The sequence below is a fragment of the Streptomyces sp. NPDC025638 genome (assembly GCF_055558775.1).
On the sequence record NZ_JBVHLX010000021.1, the window covers coordinates 1 to 19,927 of the forward strand.

Genomic DNA, 19,927 nt, shown 5'->3' on the forward strand with positions numbered 1-19,927 from the left:
ACGAGCCGTACAGCGCGCGTTCACGCTCCACCAGCAGCGGCATCGGCTCGGACGCGGTCACCAGCTCCCGCAGCGGATACCGCGCCAGCACCCCGTCCACCTCCGGCGCCAACGCCGCCGCAAGGCGCCAGGCGGCCGGCCGGCCCTCGTCCCGCAGGGCGTCCACCGCGGTGAGCAGGACGTCCCGTTGCCCGTCGCGCTTCGGCACCGCGGCGGCCGCCCGCTCGTACAGCCGGGCACCCTCCTCCAGCACCAGCTCGGTGTCCATCCCCGCCGGGATCTTGATCTGCGCGTGGTGGCGCCAGGTGGTGACCGGATCTCCCCACGCCTCCACCGTGTACGTCCAGCGACCGGGCTCGCCCGCGGTGACGTCCGCGCCCCAGCGGTCGGTGCCCGGGGCGAGTTCACGCATCGGCGTCCATGGGCCGGGACGGCCCTCGGGGTCCCGCAGCACGACATTGGCGGCCACGGCGTCGTGTCCCTCTCGGAACACCGTGGCCGAAACCTCGAACGTCTCTCCAGTGACCGCCTTGGCGGGCCTGGATCCGCGCTGGACGACCGGGCGGACGTCGAGGACGGGTATGCGGCCGGTCACGGTGGTCCCGCCCGCAAAGGACTGCTCCCGCAACGGGGGGCCGGAGTCGGCCGGGCGTACGGACGCGCGTACGGGCGGGGGCAGGGCATCCGCTGTGCCGGCGGCCGCGCCGGCAGTGCCCTTCGAGCTGTTTCTGCTGCTTGTCGGGGGTACTGACGAGTGGTGCTTGGCGGGCATGACCGCTCCTGTCCGCGTCAACGTGGGTGTGGGCGGATGGATGTGGGGAGGTGGGTCCTGCAGGTGTGTCCGTGGTGCCTCTGCGGGGTGTACCGGAGGAGCCTTCCCACCCTATTCGGGTGAGCAATCCCCGCCCCAGTACTCCGGCGGCCTCGGCATCCTCGCCGGTGACCATCTGAAGGCCGCCAGCGACCTCGGCGTACCGCTGATCGGGGTCGGTCTCCTCTACCGGCACGGCTACTTCCGGCAGACCCTGTCCCGGGACGGCTGGCAGCAGGAGCACTACCCGGTGCTCGACCCCAACGAGCTGCCGGTGGCGCTCCTGAAGGAGGCCGACGGCACCCCCGCCCAGGTCTCCCTCGCGCTGCCCGGCGGCCGGCAGCTGCACGCCCGGATCTGGCTCGCCCAGGTCGGCCGCGTGCCGCTGCTGATGCTGGACTCGGACGTCGAGGAGAACGACCTCGGCGAACGCGGCGTCACCGACCGGCTCTACGGCGGCGGCAGCGAGCACCGGCTGCTGCAGGAGATGCTGCTCGGCATAGGAGGAGTGCGGGCCGTACGGACGTACTGCCGGCTCACCGGCCACCCGGAGCCCGAGGTCTTCCACACCAACGAGGGCCACGCCGGCTTCCTCGGCCTGGAGCGCATCGCCGAACTCTGCGATCAGGGACTGGACTTCGACGCGGGACTGGAAGCCGTCCGCGCCGGAACGGTGTTCACCACGCACACCCCCGTCCCGGCCGGCATCGACCGCTTCGACCGGGAGCTGGTCGCCCGCCACTTCGGCCCCGACGCCGAACTGCCGCGCATCGACGTCGAGCACATCCTGCGGCTCGGCATGGAGACCTACCCGGGCGGCGAGCCCAACCTCTTCAACATGGCCGTGATGGGCCTCAGGCTGGCCCAGCGCGCCAACGGCGTCTCCCTGCTGCACGGGAACGTCAGCCGCGAGATGTTCTCGGGACTGTGGCCGGGATTCGACCCCGACGAAGTCCCGATCACCTCCGTCACCAACGGTGTGCACGCCCCCACCTGGGTCGCCCCGGAGGTGTTCAGCCTCGGCGCGCGCCAGCTCGGTGCCGAGCGCGCCGAGGACGAGCTGTCGGCCGGTGGCGCGGAGCGCTGGGACGTGGTCGCGGGCATCCCGGACCAGGAGATCTGGGAGCTACGGCGCAATCTGCGCGAGCAGCTGGTCGTGGAGGTACGGGAGCGGCTGCGCGCATCCTGGCGGCAACGCGGCGCGGGGACGGCCGAGTTGGGCTGGATCGACGGCGTCCTGGACCCCGACGTGCTGACCATCGGGTTCGCCCGCCGGGTCCCGTCGTACAAGCGCCTGACGCTCATGCTGCGCGACCGCGACCGGCTGATGGACCTGCTGCTGCACCCCGAACGCCCGATCCAGATCGTCGTCGCGGGCAAGGCGCACCCCGCGGACGACGGCGGCAAGCGGCTCGTCCAGGAGCTGGTCCGCTTCGCCGACGACCCGCGGGTCCGCCACCGCATCGTCTTCCTGCCGGACTACGGCATGGCGATGGCGCAGAAGCTGTACCCCGGCTGCGACATCTGGCTGAACAACCCTCTGCGTCCGCTGGAGGCCTGCGGGACCTCCGGTATGAAGGCGGCGCTCAACGGCTGTCTCAATCTCTCCGTCCTGGACGGCTGGTGGGACGAGTGGTTCCAGCCGGACTTCGGCTGGGCGATCCCGACGGCGGACGGCGCGGGCACGGACCCCGACCACCGCGACGACATCGAGGCCGCCGCTCTGTACGACCTCCTCGAACAGCGGGTGACCCCCCGCTTCTACGAGAGCGGCCAGGCGGGCCTGCCCGACCGCTGGATCGAGATGGTCCGCCAGACGCTGACACTGCTCGGCCCGAAGGTGCTGGCGGGCCGCATGGTCCGGGAGTACGTCGAGCGGCTCTACACCCCCGCCGCCCAGGCCAATCGGGCGCTGACCCCGGACTCGGCGGGCGAACTGGCCCGCTGGAAGTCCCGGGTGCGCGCCGCGTGGCACGGGGTGACGGTCGACCACGTGGAGACGACGGCGGCCATGGCCACGGCGGAGCTGGGCACGACGCTGGGGCTGCGGGTCCGTGTCGGCCTCGGCGAACTCGGCCCGGACGACGTCGAGGTGCAGGTGGTCTCCGGCCGCGTCGACCCGGAGGACCGCATCACCGATGCGGAGACGGTCCCGCTGAAGCCGGCGGGAGGCGCCGACCTGGAGGGCCGCTGGGTCTACGAGGGCCCGCTGTCCCTCGACCGCACGGGCCCCTACGGCTACACGGTCCGCATTCTTCCCGCTCACCAACTGCTTGCGTCCGGTGCTGAGTTGGGTCTGGTCGCGGTGCCGTCGGAGGAGGTCGTGGAGGGCGCGGGAGTCCTGATGCGCTAGTGATGTGGCTCGGCGGATTCCTGGAGTCCGCCGAGTCAACATCGAACGTTCAACTGTGTCGTTAATCACCCTCTTGGCTTTGCGGCCCCATGGGAAGCCCATGATCGTTTGACCGGTTTGGCCGCTCTGGACGCCGCTACACGCTCCCCATAGATTCCCGAGCCGTCCGTGTCGTGAGTGACACGCGAGGTAACGGGGGAGGGATCGTGAAGGGGAGACGTCTGTCCGGACGCCGGTCGGTGCGCGGCCTTGGGGCATCGCTCGGAGTGCTTCTGGTCGCCGGACTGCTCACTGCGTCACCCGTGGCGGCGGCCGCGCACGCGGCGTCCGGCGCCGCCACGAAGACGACCGGCAGTTCCGCCGGAGACGGGAACGGGAACGGGGACGGCAACGGGGGCGCGGGCGCGGGCGGCGCGGAGGACGCGGCGCTGGCTCGGGCGAAGCGTTCCGGCAAGCGGGTCGAGGTCACCGCGCTGCGCAGCGAGACCAGCGAGGTCTTCGCACGGCCCGACGGCACGCTGGAGGCGGACGAGCACATGCGTCCCGTGCGGACGCGGGTGGACGGCGCCTGGAAGGACATCGACACCACGCTGCACCGCCGGTCCGACGGCACGGTGACCCCGGGGGCCACGGCCGTCGCGATCGCGTTCTCCGGTGGCGGTGACCAGCCGCTGATCAAACTGGACCAGGCCGGCCGCACGCTCGCCCTGTCCTGGCCCACCGCACTGCCCGAGCCCGTGCTCGACGGCTCCACCGCCACCTACCGCTCGGTCCTGCCGGACGTCGACCTGCGGGTACGCGCGGACGTCGACGGCATCTCGCAGGTGCTGGTCGTCAAGTCGGCCAAGGCGGCTGCCAACCCGAAGCTCGCCCGGCTGAAGCTGGCCATGAACGCGGACGGCATGACCGTGCGCGAGGGCGCCGACGGCAGCCTGGCCGCGCTCGACTCCGCCGCCGGAGGCACGGTGTTCGAGGCCCCCAAGCCCCTGATGTGGGACTCCAGCAAGGGCGGCCGCGCCAAGGCGGCCGCCCGCGGCGCCCTGACCGGCTCCCGCTCCGCCACCGGCGGGCTCCCCGCCCCCGGCGAGCTCCCCGGTCCCGGCGAGTCCGCCAAGGTCGCCCCCCTCGGCGTGGACGTGCCGTCCCACGGCGGCCACCTCGTCCTGACCCCGGACCAGAAGCTGCTGAAGAACGCCACCTACCCCGTCTACATCGACCCCCAGTGGTACTCGCCCGGCGCGGGCAACTGGACGATGGTGTCGAAGTACTGGGCGTCCTCCCCGCAGTGGCGCTTCAACGGCGACTCCGACGCCGGCATGGGCTACTGCGCGGGCGACGCGCGCTGCGCGCCCCAGGACGTCAAGCGGCTCTTCTACGCCGTGCCCACGTCGAGGTTCATCGGCAAGTCCGTCCTGTCGGCCGAGTTCGTGGTGAAGGAGACCCACTCCTACAGCTGCGACAAGACGGACGTACAGCTCTACCGCACCAAGGGCATCTCGAAGTCGACGACCTGGAACTCCCAGGACAACGATGCCTTCTGGACCGATCTGCTGCAGACGCGCAGCGAGGCCAAGGGCTGGAGCGGCGACTGCCCCGGCGGCAACGTGGAGTTCTGGGCGCTGCGCGCGGTCCAGCAGGCGGCCGCCAACGGCTGGGCGACGACCACGTTCGGACTGCGGGCCAGGAGCGAGACCGACCCGTACGCCTGGAAGCGGTTCGCCGACGACGCCTGGCTGCGGGTGCAGTACAACCGGCCGCCCGGCCAGATCAGGATGTCCCAGCTCAGCCAGAAGCCCGGGGGTGACTGCTCGTCCACCGTCAAGCGGGCGCGGATCCTGCCGACGCTGCGCGCCGATGGGGTGAGCGACCCTGACAAGGACGACATCGCGGTGCAGTTCCAGGCCTCCTGGGACAACGGGGACAGCAAGGGCTGGTCCCCCCGCTGGACCTCGTCCCTGTCGAAGTACAAGAGCTCCGGCTCGTCCTTCTCGGTGACCCTGCCGTCGAGCATCCCCAAGAACACCAAGATCGGCTGGCACGCGCGCTCGTACGACGGCGCCCAGTGGTCGCCGTGGTCCTACGAGGGTTCCGCCACGGACTGCGCGGTGCTCTACGACACCAGCGTGCCCGCCGAGCCGTCGATCGCCTCGGCGCAGTACACGGAGTCGGACCCGGAGAACCCCGACGACCCCTGGCTGGACGGCGTGGGCCGGTACGGCACCTTCACCATCGACTCCACCGCGACCGACGTCACCAAGTACTGGTTCGGTGTCAACGGCCCGCCCAGCAGCGCCAACACGCTGACCACCTCGGGCGGCGGCGCCAAGACGATGAAGTTCATGCCGACGAAGTCCGGCGTCAACTACATCACGGCGCAGGCCTTCGACGCCGCCGGCAACGGCAGCAGCATCGGCACCTACTACTTCCGGGTGCGCGCCGGACAGCCCGAGCGCATGTCCTGGCAGCTGGACGAGCCGTCCGGCAGCGGCGCGGTCAGCGGTCAGGGCGGCGCCATCGAGGCCACGCTGGCCGGCGGCGCCAAGGCGGGCGGTGAGGGCGTCACAGGCACCGGCCTGCACCTGGACGGCACCGACGACTACGCCGCCACCCAGTCCCCGGTGCTCAACACGGCCAACAGCTTCACCGTGTCGGCGTGGGCGAAGCTGCCCGCTACCGAACCCGGCGGCGCCGTCACCGTGCTCTCCCAGGCCGGCACCAACAACAGCGGCTTCGAGCTGTACTACTCCAGCGCCTCGCACGGCTGGGTCTTCCTGCGCGACACCGTCGACGCCTCCGGCACCGGCGTGGTCCGCGCGTCGCAGCCCGCCTGCGCGGCCGGCGACACCGCCTGCGTGGCCGGCCGTCTGGGCACCTGGACCCACCTGGTCGGCGCCTACAACGGCCCGAGCGGCAAGCTCAAGCTGTACGTCAACGGCTCGCTCGTCGCCACCAGTGACTACACCAGTCCGTGGGACGCGCGGGGACCGGTGCTGATCGGTGTCGCCCGCAACTACGGGCAGCTGCACGGGTTCTTCCCCGGTGACCTGGACGACATCGAGATGTTCGACTACCAGCTGTCCGACAGCCAGGTCTCCACACTCGCCGCCAAGAAGCCCGTACAGAGCGGTGGCCGGCCCGCGAAGGCGGTCTTCCCGCTGGACGAGTCGGCGGACCAGGCGGTGCTGACCGGCCGGGCCCAGCCGCTCGCGGCCGACCTGCACGGCGGAGCCGCCCTCGGCGGCACGGGCGCGGACGGCACGGCGCTCACCTTCGACGGCACCGACGACTACGCCGAGACCGGCCAGCCGCTGCTGAACACCAGCAACAGCTTCTCGGTGTCGATGTGGGCCAGGCTGCCGAAGGACAAGGAAGCCCGCGCCATGACGACGATCACCCAGAGCAGCACCAACGCCCGCGGGTTCGAGCTGTACCACTCCACGGCGCTGGGCGGCTGGGTCTTCATGCGGGAGACCGCCGACACGGCCGACGCCACCGTGGTCCGGGCCCAGGAGAACGCCTGCCCGGCGAACACCAACTGCGCCGCCGCGAACCTCGGCGAGTGGAGCCATGTGGTCGGCGTCTACGACTCCGACGCGCAGGTGCTGCGGCTGTACGTCAACGGCGTGCTCAAGGCGACCACCGCGTTCACCACGCCCTGGCTGGCCACCGGCCATGTGACCCTCGGCGCGGCGGGCAACGGCGCCGCGGCTCCGAGCGGCTTCTTCCGCGGCGACATGGACGACGTCCGCATGTACGACCGGGTGATCTCGGGCGACGAGGTGAAGAACCTGTTCAAGCAGCACCCGGTGGTCAAGGGCCGCTGGAAGCTGGACGCCGCCACCGGCACCCCGGTCACCTCGCCGGACGCCTCCACCGGCAACCGCCCGGTCACCCTCTACAACGGGGCGGCCGCCGGCAGCGGCTGGGTGGACTCCGGGGCGCTCGTCCTGGACGGCACCAACGACTACGCGGCCACCGGCTCGGTCCCGATCGACACCAGCCAGAGCTTCACCGTCACGGCCTGGGCCCAGGCGTCGGCCGGACGCCCGCAGCAGCCTGGCGCGGTGCTCAGCCAGGAGGGCTCGGTCAACAGCGCCTTCGTCCTCGGCTACGAGCCGGGTCCGGACGACGGTGACCCGTCGACGCCGATCACCACCGGCCGCTGGCGGATCACCATGCCGGACGCGGACACCACCTCGGCGAAGGAGTCGACGGCGCAGAGCACGCTCTTCGACGACTACAGCGCCAACGGCTGGAACCATCTCGCCCTGGTCTACGACGCGTTCGCCGACACGATGAAGCTCTACGTCAACGGCCAGCTGGAGCAGTTCGTCTGCGCCGACGACGACGCGGACGGCACCAGGGACGACCCGGCCTGCACCGACCATGTCTCCTGGTCCGACGACACGGTCGGCTTCAACGCCGCGAAGACGTTCCAGCTGGGCCGCGCGAAGACCGCCGGCACCTGGGGCGACAACTGGTCCGGTGCCATCGACGACGTGTGGGCGTTCCAGGGCGCGCTCGACCAGGACCAGATCCAGCAACTGTCGCTCGGCACGGCCGACCTGCCGACCGCGGTGCCCGGCAGCGGGACCGCGGGATGACGGCGGCGAGCGTGTGCACGGCGGCAGAGCGAAGTCGACGAGGGGTGGGGAAGTGAACGGGAAGCCGTGGCAGCGCGTCCGCAGACGGACGGCGCTGACGGTGTCGGCCACGCTGGTCGGCGCCCTGATCCAGGTGGTGACCGGCCAGTCCGCCGCCGCGGACCCCAGCGCGGGACGGCCCACCGTGCACCAGGCGGACAAGCCCGTCACCGGGCACGGCCGCAAGGTGAAGCCGCGCAAGCAGGACACGTCGCCGCTCACGCCGAAGGGTGACCCGGCGGCGGCCTGGCCGGCCTCCGGGACGGCGACCGCCGCGGTGCCCGCCGCGCGCGCCACGACCAAGGGCCTTGCCGCCGGGAACCGGTTCGGCGGGCTGCCCCTGTCCGTGCGCGCGCCGAAGGGCGCGGTGAAGGCCGCCGACCGTGTCACCAAGGCCGGCGTGCGCGTCCTGGACCGCAAGGCGGCCGGGCGCGCCGGAGTCGGCGACGGCCTGCTGCTCGCCGTCGACCGGGCCGACGCCGGAACCCGGGCGGGCAAGGTCGGCCTCCAGGTCGACTACGCCCGCTTCGCCGAGGCGTACGGCGGCGGCTACGGCTCCCGGCTGCACCTGGTGCGGCTGCCCGCCTGTGCCCTGACCACCCCGGACAGGGCGTCCTGCCGTAGGGCGACTCCGCTCGCCGCCGTCAACGACACCGAGCACCGCACCCTGACGGCGGACACGGTGACCGTGCCCGCCAGGCCGGCCGGGAAGACCGCGCTCGCGACGGCGTCCGCGGCGACCGTCCTCGCGGTCACCGCGGCCGCCTCCGGCAGCCAGGGCGACTACAAGGCGACCGCCCTGTCCCCGTCCGCGACCTGGCAGACCTCGCTCAACACCGGCGACTTCTCCTGGTCGTACGACATGGACGTGCCGGACGTGCCCGGCAGCCTCGTCCCGAACGTGGGCCTGACCTATTCGTCGGGCTCCATCGACGGCCGCACCACCACCAGCAACAACCAGTCCTCCTGGGTCGGTGACGGCTTCGACCTGTGGCCGGGCTCGATCGAGCGCTCGTACAAGTCCTGCGACGACGACGGCGTCAAGGTCGACGGCAACAAGCCCGGCGACCTGTGCTGGGGCTACGACAACGCCACGCTCAGCTTCAACGGCCACGGCGGCGAGCTGATCCAGGACTCCGACGGCAAGTGGCACCTGAAGAACGACGACGGCACCCGCGTCGAGCGGCTGACCGGCAGCTCGTCGGACGCGCGTGACAACGGTGACAACAACCAGGAGTACTGGAAGGTCACCACGACCGACGGCACCCAGTACTTCTTCGGCTACAACAAGCTGCCCGGCTGGGCCTCGGGCAAGGAGACCACGGACTCCGCCTGGACGGTGCCGGTCTACGGCGACGACGCGGGCGAGCCCTGCCACGCGAGCACCTTCGCCGACTCCTGGTGCCAGCAGGCCTGGCGCTGGAACCTCGACTACGTCGTGGACACCAACGGCAACGCCATGGCGTACTACTACGACCAGGAGACCAACAGCTACGGCCGCGCCCTCAAGGCCGCCGACGACACGCCGTACGTCCGTGGCGGCAGCCTCGACCGCATCGAGTACGGCCTGCGCAGCGACACCGTCTACTCCGCCAAGGCGCTCGGCAAGGTCGAGTTCACCTCCACCGAGCGGTGCATCCCCGAGACCGGGGTGACCTGCGCGGCGGACACGATCGACGACAAGTCCTTCTACTGGTACGACACGCCCTGGGACCAGAACTGCAAGGCGGGCACGGACTGCACGGGCCAGTACGCGCCCACGTTCTGGACCCGCAAGCGGCTGGCCAACGTCACCACGCAGCTCCTCAAGTCCGACGGCACGTACGGTGACGTCGACTCCTGGGACCTGACCCAGCGCTGGGGCCAGGCCGACATCGACTACCAGCTGCTGCTGGACTCCATCCAGCACACGGGCAAGTCGGCCACCCCCGCCGTCACCCTGCCGAAGGTCACCTTCACCTACCACCAGGACGCCAACCGCCTCGACAGGACCGGCGACGGCACCGCGCCCTTCATCAAGGCGCGGGTGTCGAACATCTCGGACGAGTCCGGCGGCCAGATATCCGTCAACTACTCGGCGGCCGCCTGCTCCTGGGACAGCCTGCCGACTCCGGAGACCAACACCACCCGCTGCTATCCGCAGTACTACACGGCCTCCGGCGACGTCGACCCGAGCCTGCAGTGGTTCAACAAGTACGTGGTGACGTCGGTGACCCAGACCGACCGCACCGGCCAGTCGCCCGACTCGGTCACCGAGTACTCCTACCTGGACGGCGCGGCCTGGCACTACGACGACGACGAGGGCCTGACCAAGGAGAAGTACAAGACCTGGTCGCAGTGGCGCGGCTACCGGCATGTGCGCGTCGAGTCCGGCGGCACCTCCGGCATGACCACACAGGCCGACCACTACTTCCTGCGCGGCATGAACGGCGACCGGCTGAACAAGGACGGCGGCACCAAGGACGTCACCCTGGACGACGGGGAGGGCGCCACCATCGCCGACTGGGAGGCCCTGGCCGGATTCGAGTACCGGACGGAGAACTACTCGGGTCCGGGCGGCCGGCTGCTGAACAAGGCGGTCAACCACGGCTGGTTCCACGAGACCGCCAAGCGCACCCGCTCCTGGGGGACCTCGACCGCCAACCACTCCGGCACGGACTGGACGCACACCTACACCTCGCTGGACGACGGCGCGGGCGCCAAGTGGCGGGAGACCACCAGCTACACCACCTTCGACGACGCCACCGGCCGCGCCACGCAGGTGAACGACCTCGGGCAGAGCGGTGACAGCACCGACGACCAGTGCACCCGCACCACCTACGCGGACAACCCCTCGGCCAACATCTACTCGCTGGTCTCCCGGGTGGAGACGGTCTCCGTCAAGTGCGAGACCACCCCGCAGCGGGACAAGCAGGTCATCTCCGACGTCCGTACCGCCTACGACGGCACCGACTACGGCGCGGCGCCCACCAAGGGCGAGGCCCGCTACACCGCGACGCTGACCAAGCACGACGGCACCACCGCGACCTACCTGGAGAAGGGCACCGGCTACGACACCTACGGCCGCGCGGTCAGCACGACCGACATCACCGCGGACGTGAAGGTCGACTCGGCCGGCAAGCTGACCCGCACCGCGCGCAGCGACGGCCACACCACGACGACCGTCTACACCCCCACCACCGGCATCCCGACCAGCTACAAGGTCACGGGCCCGCCGGCCAGGACCGGGGACAGCACCACCGCACAGTCCGTCACCACCTCGGTGGACCCGCTGCGCGGCGAGACGACGGCGGTGGTGGACACCAACGGCAAGCGCATCGACTACACCTACGACGGCCTCGGCCGCTCCCTGAAGGTCTGGCTGCCCAACCGCTCCAAGGCCGGCAGCCAGACCCCCAACTACGAGTTCAGCTACACGATCGCCGACGCCAAGGCACCCGCCGTCGGCACCAGGACCCTGAAGAACGACGGCACCCAGGAGACCTCGTACGACCTGTACGACGGCTTCCTGCGGCCCACCCAGACGCAGGACCCGGGCCCGGCCGGCGGCCGGTTGCTCACCGACACCTTCTACGACGCCCGCGGCCTGACCACGAAGACCTTCGCGAGCCACTACAACACCTCGCCGCCGTCCACGACCCCGCTGGTCCTGGACAACGCGCTCGCCGTGGAGACCCAGACCTGGTTCTCCTACGACGGGCTGGGCCGTGAGACGCAGCGCAAGGAGGTCGCCGGCAACGGCGACGGCGGCACGGTGCTGTCGACCACGACGACCGCGTACGGCGGCGACCGGGTGACGGTCACCCCGCCCAAGGGTCAGCCGGCCACCACGACGATCAGCGACGCCCGTGGCCGGACCAGTGAGCTGTGGCAGTACCACGGCAACACGCCCACCGGCGACCACGACGTGACCGCCTACGAGTACACGCCCGCCGGAAAGCTGTCCAAGGTCACCGACCCGGCCGGCAACAAGTGGACCAACGAGTACGACCTGCTCGGCCGCACGATCCGGGCGACCGACCCCGACAAGGGCACCACGGTCTCCACGTACGACGACCGGGGCAACCTGCTCACCGTCAAGGACGACCGCACCAAGGACGCCGGCAAGGTCACCCTCGCCTACGCCTACGACGACCTCGGCCGCAAGACCGAGGAGCGTTCCGGCGGCGCGAGCGGTCCGCTGCTGGCCAAGTGGAGCTATGACACCGTCACCAACGCCAAGGGCCAACTGGGCTCCTGGACCCGCTACGACGGCACCAACGAGTACACGACCACGGTCAACGCCTACGACGGCCTGTACCGGCCGACCCGCACTACGACCACGATCCCCGCATCCGAGGGCGCGCTGCAGGGCTCGTACCAGCAGGACACCAGCTACAACCTGGACGGCACGGTCAAGGGCCTCAGCTATCCGGCGGCCGGCTCGCTGCCCGGTGAGTCCTTCACCTACGGCTACGACGACACCCACCGCCGGATCACGGCGACCGGCACCAGCACCTACCTGACCAACGTCAACTACAGCTTCACCGGCAAGCCTGAGCAGGTCGAGACCGCCACCACCGGCGGCAAGAAGACCTGGCTGTCGAGCACCTACGAATGGGGCACCCAGCGCCTGAAGACGTCCCGGGTGGACCGCGAGGGCGTCTCCGGCGTCGACCGCTCCACCACCTACGGGTACGACGAATCCGGCGACATCCTCTCCATCTCGGACGTCTCCCGCGACGGCACCGACAACCAGTGCTTCCAGTACGACTATCTCCAGCGCCTGACCGAGGCCTGGGCGCAGGGCACCACCGACTGCGCCGCGGCCCCCTCGACCTCGTTGCTCGGCGGACCGGCTCCGTACTGGCGCTCGTACACCTACGACAGGACGGCGAGCGGCGCCTCGGAGGGCAACCGGGCCACCGAGGTGGTGCACGACCCGAGCGGTGACACCGCCAAGGACGTCAAGCACGCCTACAGCTACCCGCCCGCCGGCACCACGCAGGCGCACACGCTGACCCAGGTGGACACCACCGGCCCCGGCGGCAACACCTCGCGGGACTCCTACAGCTACGACGAGATCGGCAACACCCACACCCGCACCATCGGCGGCAACACCCAGACCCTGGACTGGGACGCCGAGGGACGCCTGGCCAAGGTCTCCGAGCCCGACGGCAACGGGGGCACGAAGACCAGGACGTACCTGTACGACGTGGACGGCAACCGGCTCGTCCGGCGCACGCCGACCGAGACCACGCTCTACCTCGGCAGCAGCGAGATCACGCTCGCCAAGGGCGCCACGAAGGCCAAGTGCACGCGGTACTACGACCTCGGCAACGGCGTCGAGGCGATCCGCGGCGACGACAACAAGGTCTCCTTCAGCGTCGCGGACCACCAGGGCACGGGCCAGCTGTCCGTGGACGCCGCGACCCAGGTGCTCCAGCAGCGCCGCACGACCCCCTTCGGCGCACTGCGCGGCACCAAGCCGGCCGCCTGGCCGGGCACGGAGGGCTTCGTCGGCGGCACGCAGGACACCGCGACCGGGCTGACCCATCTCGGGGCCCGCGAGTACGACGAGTCGCTCGGCCGGTTCATCAGCGTCGACCCGCTCATGAACATGGACGACCCGCAGTCGTTCAACGGCTACGCCTACAGCGACAACAACCCGGTCACCCTGAGCGACCCCAACGGCACGACGCACTGCGACGTCGTCCCGGAGATGTGCCACCCCCAGAAGCCGACCGGCGGTTACTGCCCGAGCCTGACCAACCCGAAGTGCCCCGAGTACCAGGGCGGTGGTGGAAGCGGCAACGGCGGTGGTGGCGGTGGCTCCGTCGGCGGCCACGTGAACAACCAGGACGTCGCCAAGGCCAAGAAGATCCAGAAGACCAGCCTGATGGACGTGGCCAAGAACGTCGGCTGGGACGTCTTCAAGTCCTTCATCGGCTGGGACGACTTCACGGGCTGTCTCAACGGCGGTGTCTCCAGCTGCGTGAGCCTGCTCATCGACGCCATCCCGTGGGGCACGATGTTCAAGAAGGGCGCCGAACTGATCAAGGGCGCCTGGAAGCTCTCCAAGGCCGCCATGAAGTTCCGCAAGGAGCAGAAGTGGGCCCGCAAGATCATGCAGGAGGCGGAGGAGGCCGCCGAGGACGTCGGCAAGGTCTGCCCCGTCAAGCACAGCTTCCTGCCGGGCACCGAGGTCCTCATGGGCGACGGCTCCGCCAAGAACATCGAGGACGTCAGAACCGGTGAAGAGGTCGTGGTCACCGATCCGGAGACCGGCAAGACGTCGACGAAGAAGGTCGTCGCCACCATCACCACGGAGGACGACAAGGACTTCACGACCCTGACGGTCGCGACCGGCAAGCACGGCATGACCACGTCCATGCTCACCGCCACGGACACGCACCCCTTCTGGGTTCCGGAACTCCACGGCTGGGCCCAGGCCGGCGAGCTGAAGCCGGGGCAGTGGCTGCGGACCAGCGCCGGCACCCGCGTCCAGATCACGGCGGTGGCCCATTGGACGCAGCGCCACCGCACGTACGACCTCACGGTCGACGGTGTGCACACGTACTACGTGCTGGCGGGGCCCACGGCCGTACTCGTCCACAACGACGACGGCGGCTTCGACTGGGAGAAGGGACTCCAGGATCTCAAGAACGACTGGGACTCGGGAGATCTCGACGACGACGGCTACCATGCACCGCGGGGAAACCAGGCGGAGAACAAGGAGTTCAAGGACGCGCTGCGTGAGGTCGAACGAGGTCTGGGCCGGCAGATAACACCTGCCGAGCGTCGGGCCCTGCACGACAGGATCACCGGCCAGGGGTACGGCTATCACCGCATCGTGGAAGAGGCGAAGGGACTGTTCGGTGATTGCTGACGGCCAGACCTCCGAGATCCGACGGCTACTGCACGGCACGACCGTGCGGTCCGTCGGCAGGGCCGCCGACCTGGGTGTGATCGAGTTCGCCGGCCCGCACGGCGAGGCGGTCAGCGCGCATGTCCAGTGTCCCTTCCGGATCCTTCAGGAAGGGAAGCTGATTCTGGGGTCCCGCGACATGAGGTACCCCCAGCAGGGGGCGGGGACGGACGCGTTCGACCGGTTCAAGACCGTCTACGACTCCCGGGCCGCGACGCTGAACGGGATCCTGGAGCAGCTTCGGCCGACCGTGACGCGGGTGACGGTCGGCGACGGCGGGCATCTTGTCGCAGGGTGGGAACCCGCATTCCGGATCGAGGTCTTTCCCGACTGTTCGGGCTCCATGGAAGCGTGGAGGGTCTTCGTGCGGGGTGGCCGGCACTACGGGTTTCCCGAGAGCTCGATCTGATCCGTGAGGGTCCGTCCGGGGCTCCGCCGAACAAGTATTCGGCGGAGCCTCCGGCATTTCTGCCGGCGTCCGGCCGAGGAATTCGGTCAGTCCGTGCTGAATTCGGCGCACAGCCGCCTGAGTACCACCCCGCACCGCCGCGCGTACGCGTGCTGCAACCCCCGCGTCGCCGCCCCGCCCGCGCGGGCGTACCACTTTTCGGCGCGGCTGAACGCGGCGACCGTCAGCCACACCGTGCCGTCTCCCGTGCGGTCCACCACGAAGGCCTCCTCGCCGCATTCGGGATGGCCGGTCAGGGTGCCGTAGGCCCAGCCGGCGCGGCGGGGTTCCTCGACCGTCCAGACGATGCGGCAGGGGGCCTTGATCAGGCCGGCGAGGGTGACCGTGACGTCCACGTCCGGTGCGGCGCGGTCGGCGGTGGCGTCGATGCCGACGCCCATCGCACGGTGCATCTCCCAGGTGAGGACCGCCTCCGCGGCCCGGCGGAAGACCTCCGGACCCTCACCGATCCGGGTTCGGACGTGCATCGGACGGAATCCGGGCGGGCAGAAGTTCAGGTCGTCGCGGGTCGCGCCGACCGGCTCGTAGGTGAAGGGCGCCGAGGGCATGGGTCACAAGCGTAGGGCGGTACCCGGAACGCTTTCGTTCCGGGTACCGCCCTTGAGCCGATTGTCCGACAGCTGTCGGCTGTCAGCTGACGTTGACCGCCGACCAGGCCGCGGCCACCGCCTTGTACTCGGTGCTGCTGGAGCCGTACAGGGCGGACGCCGCCGACAGGGTGCCGGTGCGGGCCGACTTGTAGTTGGTCGTCGACGTGAAGTACGTCGTCAGTGCCTTGTACCAGATCTGCAGCGCCTTGGCGCGGCCGATGCCGGTGACGGTGGAGCCGTTGTAGGTCGGCGAGTTGTAGGTGACGCCGTTGATCGTCTTCGAACCGCTGCCCTCCGAGAGGAGGTAGAAGAAGTGGTTCGCGACGCCGGACGAGTAGTGCACGTCCTTGTTGCCGACCGAGGAGGACCAGTAGTCCGCCGAGCCGCCGTCCTTGCTGGGCTTGTCCATGTAGCGCAGCGGCGAGCCGTCGCCGTTGATGTCGATCTTCTCGCCGATGAGGTAGTCGCCCACGTCGGAGGAGTTGTTGGCGTAGAACTCCACACCGGTGCCGAAGATGTCCGAGGTGGCCTCGTTCAGGCCGCCGGACTCGCCCGAGTAGTTCAGGCCCGCGGTGTTCGCGGTGACGCCGTGGCTCATCTCGTGGCCGGCCACGTCCAGCGAGGTCAGCGGGTGCGTGTTGGTCTCGCCGTCGCCGTAGGTCATGCAGAAGCAGTCGTCGTCCCAGAAGGCGTTGACGTACGAGCTGCCGTAGTGGACGCGCGAGTAGGCGCCGACACCGTCGTTCTTGATGCCGCTGCGGCCGAAGGTGCTCTTGTAGAAGTCCCAGGTCTCCTGCGCGCCGTAGGCGGCGTCGGCGGCCGCGGTCTGGTCGGTGGTGGAGCTGGAGGCGCTGCCGGTGCCCCAGACGTTGTCCGAGTCGGTGAACAGCGTGCCGGTGCCGGTGCTGGTGGTGTGCTTCAGGTTGTACGTCTTGTGCCCGCCGCGCGTGGTGTCGTACAGCTGGTACGTCGAGCCCGACAGGTTGGTGCTGAGGCTGACGGTGCCCGAGTACAGCGTCTTGCCGGTGCCGGTGGCGTTCTCGATGCCCTGGTACTCGAAGAGCTTCTGGCCCGTGGCCGCGTCGGTGATGACGTGCAGCCGGTTCGGGGTGCCGTCGTCCTGGAGGCCGCCGACGATCGTCTCGTAGGCGAGGACGGGCTTGCCGGAGCCGGCCCAGATGACCTTGCGCGCGCCGTCGGCCGAGGTCTTGGCGGAGCCCAGGGACTTGGCGGCGGTCAGCGCCTGCTTCTCGGCCTTGGCGGCGGCGATCTGCGGCTTGAGCGACGCCACCTTGATGGCGCTCTTCGTGGCTCTGGTGACGCCCTCGGCCTTGCCCGCCTTGGACGTGTGCACGACCAGGTCGCCACCGAGCACCGGAAGGCCCGCGTAGGTGCGCTCGTAGCGGGTGTGGACGGTGCCGTCGACGTCCTTGACGACGTCCTTGACGACCAGCTTCTCCTTGGCGCCGAGGCCTATGCTCCGGGCGGTCTCGGTGGCGCCGGCCTGCGCCTGCTGGACCAGGGAGGTGCGGGCCGCGGCCGACAGCGTGGTCGGGGCGGCGGCCAGGGGCTTTGCGGAGGCGGACCCGATCGGGGTCTGCGCGGAGGCGCTGGTGGTCAGCCCGGTGGAGAGCAGGGCTCCGGCTGCGACAGCGGTGGCGATGGCCAGAGTGGTGCGCTTGTGACGCGCGTAGAGGGGGCTCACTCAAGCTCCTTCTCGTGGGGGAGTCCGGGCAGCGTGGGGTTACTGACCGGAGTGGGAAGTGCTGCTGTGCGGCGGGTGAGGGAAGAGTGACATCAGGGGCGCGTACATGTCAGGACCCTCAAGTGATGTTGGCCGAAAACCAGCTGTCCGGTAAATGTTGCGGCCATGTAAAACGGGCGCCGCCCGGGGGAGTCGAACCTCCCGGACGGCGCCCTGCCGACGAGCCCGTGACATGCGGTTTACGGGAACGTCAGCTTCCAGCTGTTGATTGTTCCGACGTCCTGCGCCGCCTGGTCCTGGACCTTCAACTTCCAGGTGCCATTGGCCGATTCGGAGGAGGCGTTGACCGTGTAGGTCGCGTTCACGTTGTCCGCGGAGTCGGACGAGCTGAAGTTCTTCAGGCGGTACGCGGCGCCCGACGGGCCGACCAGGTCGATCACCAGGTCACCGCGCCAGGTGTGCGAGATGTCGACCGTCACCTGGAGGTTGTTCGGGGCGTTGCCGCTCCGGCCGGAGACGGTGATGTTCGAGGTGACCGCGGGCCCGTTGTCCGGGATCGACACGGGCGTGGTGTTCTCGTACGACGTACCACCGCCGCCCCCGCCGCCGGACCGCGAGCCGACCGCCACGCCCGCCCAGGCGTCCTGCACCGCCTTGTACTCGGTGCTCGTGGTGCCGTACAGCTCACCCGCCGCCGCGAGGGTGCCGGTGCGGGCGCCCGCGTAGTTGGTGGTGGACGTCCACTTGGTGGTCAGCGCCCGGTACCAGATCTGCAGCGCCTTGTCCCGGCCGATGCCGGTGACCGGAAGCCCGTCCGCCGTGGGCGAGTTGTAGCTGACGCCGTTGATGACCTTGGCGCCGCTGCCCTCGCTCAGCAGGTAGAAGAAGTGGTTCGCGGGGCCCGACGAGTAGTGCACGTCGATGCCGCCGAGCCCGGAGTACCAGCTGTCCTTGGACGCGCCGTCCTTGCTGGGCTTGTCCATGTAGCGCAGCGGGGTGCCGTCGCCGTTGATGTCGATCTTCTCGCCGACGAGGTAGTCGCCGACGTCGGAGGAGTTGTTGGCGTAGAACTCCACGCCGGCGGCCATGATGTCGGAGGTCGCCTCGTTGAGACCGCCGGACTCGCCGCTGTAGTTGAGGCGGGCGGTGTTGGAGGTGACACCGTGGCTCATCTCGTGTCCGGCCACGTCGATGGAGGTCAGCGGGTCGTTGTTGCCGGACCCGTCGCCGTAGGTCATGCAGAAGCAGCTGTCGTCCCAGAACGCGTTGACGTACGAGTTGCCGTAGTGCACCCGGGAGTACGCGCCCACGCCGTCGTTCTTGATGCCGGTGCGGCCGAAGACGGACTTGTAGTAGTCCCAGGTGAGGGCGGCGCCGTAGTGCGCGTCCGCGCCCGCGGTGGCGGCGTTCGACGTGGTGCCGTTGCCCCATGTGTCGTTGGTCTGCGAGAACAACGTGCCGGTGCCGGACGTGCCGTGGTTCAGGTTGTACGTCTTGTGGCCGCCGCGCGCCCCGTCGGTGAGGGTGTAGTTCGACCCGGACTGGGTGGTGGTGAGCGTGACCTGGCCGCTGTACTGCGTGTTGCCGACGCCGGTCTCGATGCCCTGGTACTCGTAGAGCTTCTTGCCGGTGGCGGCGTCGGTGATGACGTGCAGCTGGTTCGGGGTGCCGTCGTCCTGGAGGCCGCCGACGACGGTCTCGTAGGCGAGGACGGGCTTGCCGGTGGCCGCCCAGATCACCTTGCGGGAGCTGTCGGCGGCGGACCGGGTACCGCCGAGGGCCTGGGCGCGCTTGACGGCCTGCCGCTCGGCGGCCGCCTTCGTGACGCCCGGGGTGAGGCCGGCGACCTTGATGGTGGCGTTCGTGGCCTTGATGACGCGCTGGGTCGCACCCGACTTCGCGGTGTCGACGATCAGGTCGCCGCCGAGGACCGGGAGGCCGGCGTAGGTGCGCTCGTAGCGGGTGTGGAGGGTGCCGTCGGTGTCCTTGACGACGTCACGGGCGACGAGCCGCTCCTGCGACCCGAGGCCTATCGCCTTGGCGGTGTCCGCCTTGGCGGCACCGGCGTCGCGGATCAGTTCGGCGCGCTGCGAGGGGGTGAGCCGGATCGCCGAGTGGGCCGGGTTGCCCTTGGCCGACGGGGCCTGGGACGCCGGGGCGGCGCTGGCCGCGCCGGACTGGACGGCGGCGGCGATCAGCGCGGTGACGCCCGCGAGGGCGACGGCTGCGGTGCGGCGGTGCATGGTGTGGGAGGTGCGTCCGCGAGAGGAACTGCTTCTCAACACTGACTCCTTCTGCATGGCCGCGGGTCGCGCGGCCAGGGGAGATCCGGACGGTGGGTTGGGGCGTCCGGGCAGAACAGGGCGTAACGCGGAACCATGTGCCTGTGCGGGGCCGGCTCGTGCAGAGCAGATGTAGCTGTGGGGTTGCTGTGAGTCGGCCGTGGGAA

7 protein-coding genes and 1 pseudogene are annotated in these 19,927 nt (G+C 70.1%); 4 read left to right on the forward strand and 4 right to left on the reverse strand.

Translation table 11 applies throughout. The annotated features are described in order from the left end of the window. A partial coding sequence (locus tag ACZ4EG_RS38790) for a maltotransferase domain-containing protein (RefSeq protein ID WP_467793973.1) occupies nt 1–772 on the reverse strand: 772 nt, incomplete at its 3' end. Nucleotides 773–902: 130 nt separating this feature from the next. Between ACZ4EG_RS38790 and glgP the strand changes: the two are divergent. The 4 genes and pseudogenes from glgP to ACZ4EG_RS38810 all read left to right on the forward strand — a co-directional run. Next, nucleotides 903–3,164: pseudogene (glgP, locus tag ACZ4EG_RS38795) on the forward strand (alpha-glucan family phosphorylase); the annotation flags it as partial. 206 nt (nt 3,165–3,370) lie between these two features. Beyond that, nucleotides 3,371–7,768 carry a LamG domain-containing protein gene (locus ACZ4EG_RS38800; protein ID WP_467793974.1) on the forward strand — a complete coding sequence of 1,466 codons (4,398 nt, stop codon included), beginning with the start codon at nt 3,371–3,373 and terminating at the stop codon, nt 7,766–7,768. Between the two features lie 52 nt (nt 7,769–7,820). Then, nucleotides 7,821–14,675: a polymorphic toxin-type HINT domain-containing protein gene (locus ACZ4EG_RS38805; protein WP_467793975.1), complete on the forward strand. Its 6,855-nt coding sequence runs from the start codon at nt 7,821–7,823 to the stop codon at nt 14,673–14,675. After that, entirely contained in the window at nt 14,665–15,123 is a 459-nt protein-coding gene (locus tag ACZ4EG_RS38810) for a hypothetical protein (RefSeq protein WP_467793976.1), read from the forward strand. Before ACZ4EG_RS38805 ends, ACZ4EG_RS38810 begins: the two co-directional genes overlap by 11 nt. An 86-nt stretch (nt 15,124–15,209) precedes the next feature. Here the strand turns inward: ACZ4EG_RS38810 and ACZ4EG_RS38815 are convergent, their stop codons facing one another. The 3 genes from ACZ4EG_RS38815 to ACZ4EG_RS38825 all read right to left on the reverse strand — a co-directional run bounded on the left by ACZ4EG_RS38815 (nt 15,210) and on the right by ACZ4EG_RS38825 (nt 19,760). Continuing rightward, on the reverse strand, nt 15,210–15,731 hold the full coding sequence (locus tag ACZ4EG_RS38815; protein ID WP_453558063.1) for a DUF1990 domain-containing protein: 522 nt from the start codon (nt 15,729–15,731) through the stop codon (nt 15,210–15,212). Nucleotides 15,732–15,813: 82 nt separating this feature from the next. Further along, the gene (locus ACZ4EG_RS38820) at nt 15,814–17,478 is read right to left on the reverse strand and encodes a M4 family metallopeptidase (RefSeq protein ID WP_467793977.1); all 1,665 of its coding nucleotides are present in this window, start codon (nt 17,476–17,478) and stop codon (nt 15,814–15,816) included. 239 nt (nt 17,479–17,717) lie between these two features. Next, nucleotides 17,718–19,760, reverse strand: coding sequence for a M4 family metallopeptidase (locus tag ACZ4EG_RS38825; RefSeq protein ID WP_467793978.1), 2,043 nt, complete (start codon nt 19,758–19,760; stop codon nt 17,718–17,720). Nucleotides 19,761–19,927 lie beyond the last annotated feature (167 nt).

Bases quoted from the DNA above. Each gene is read 5' to 3' on its own strand.
- ACZ4EG_RS38815 (WP_453558063.1), bottom strand. From the start codon at position 15,731: ATGCCCTCGGCGCCCTTCACCTACGAGCCGGTCGGCGCGACCCGCGAC.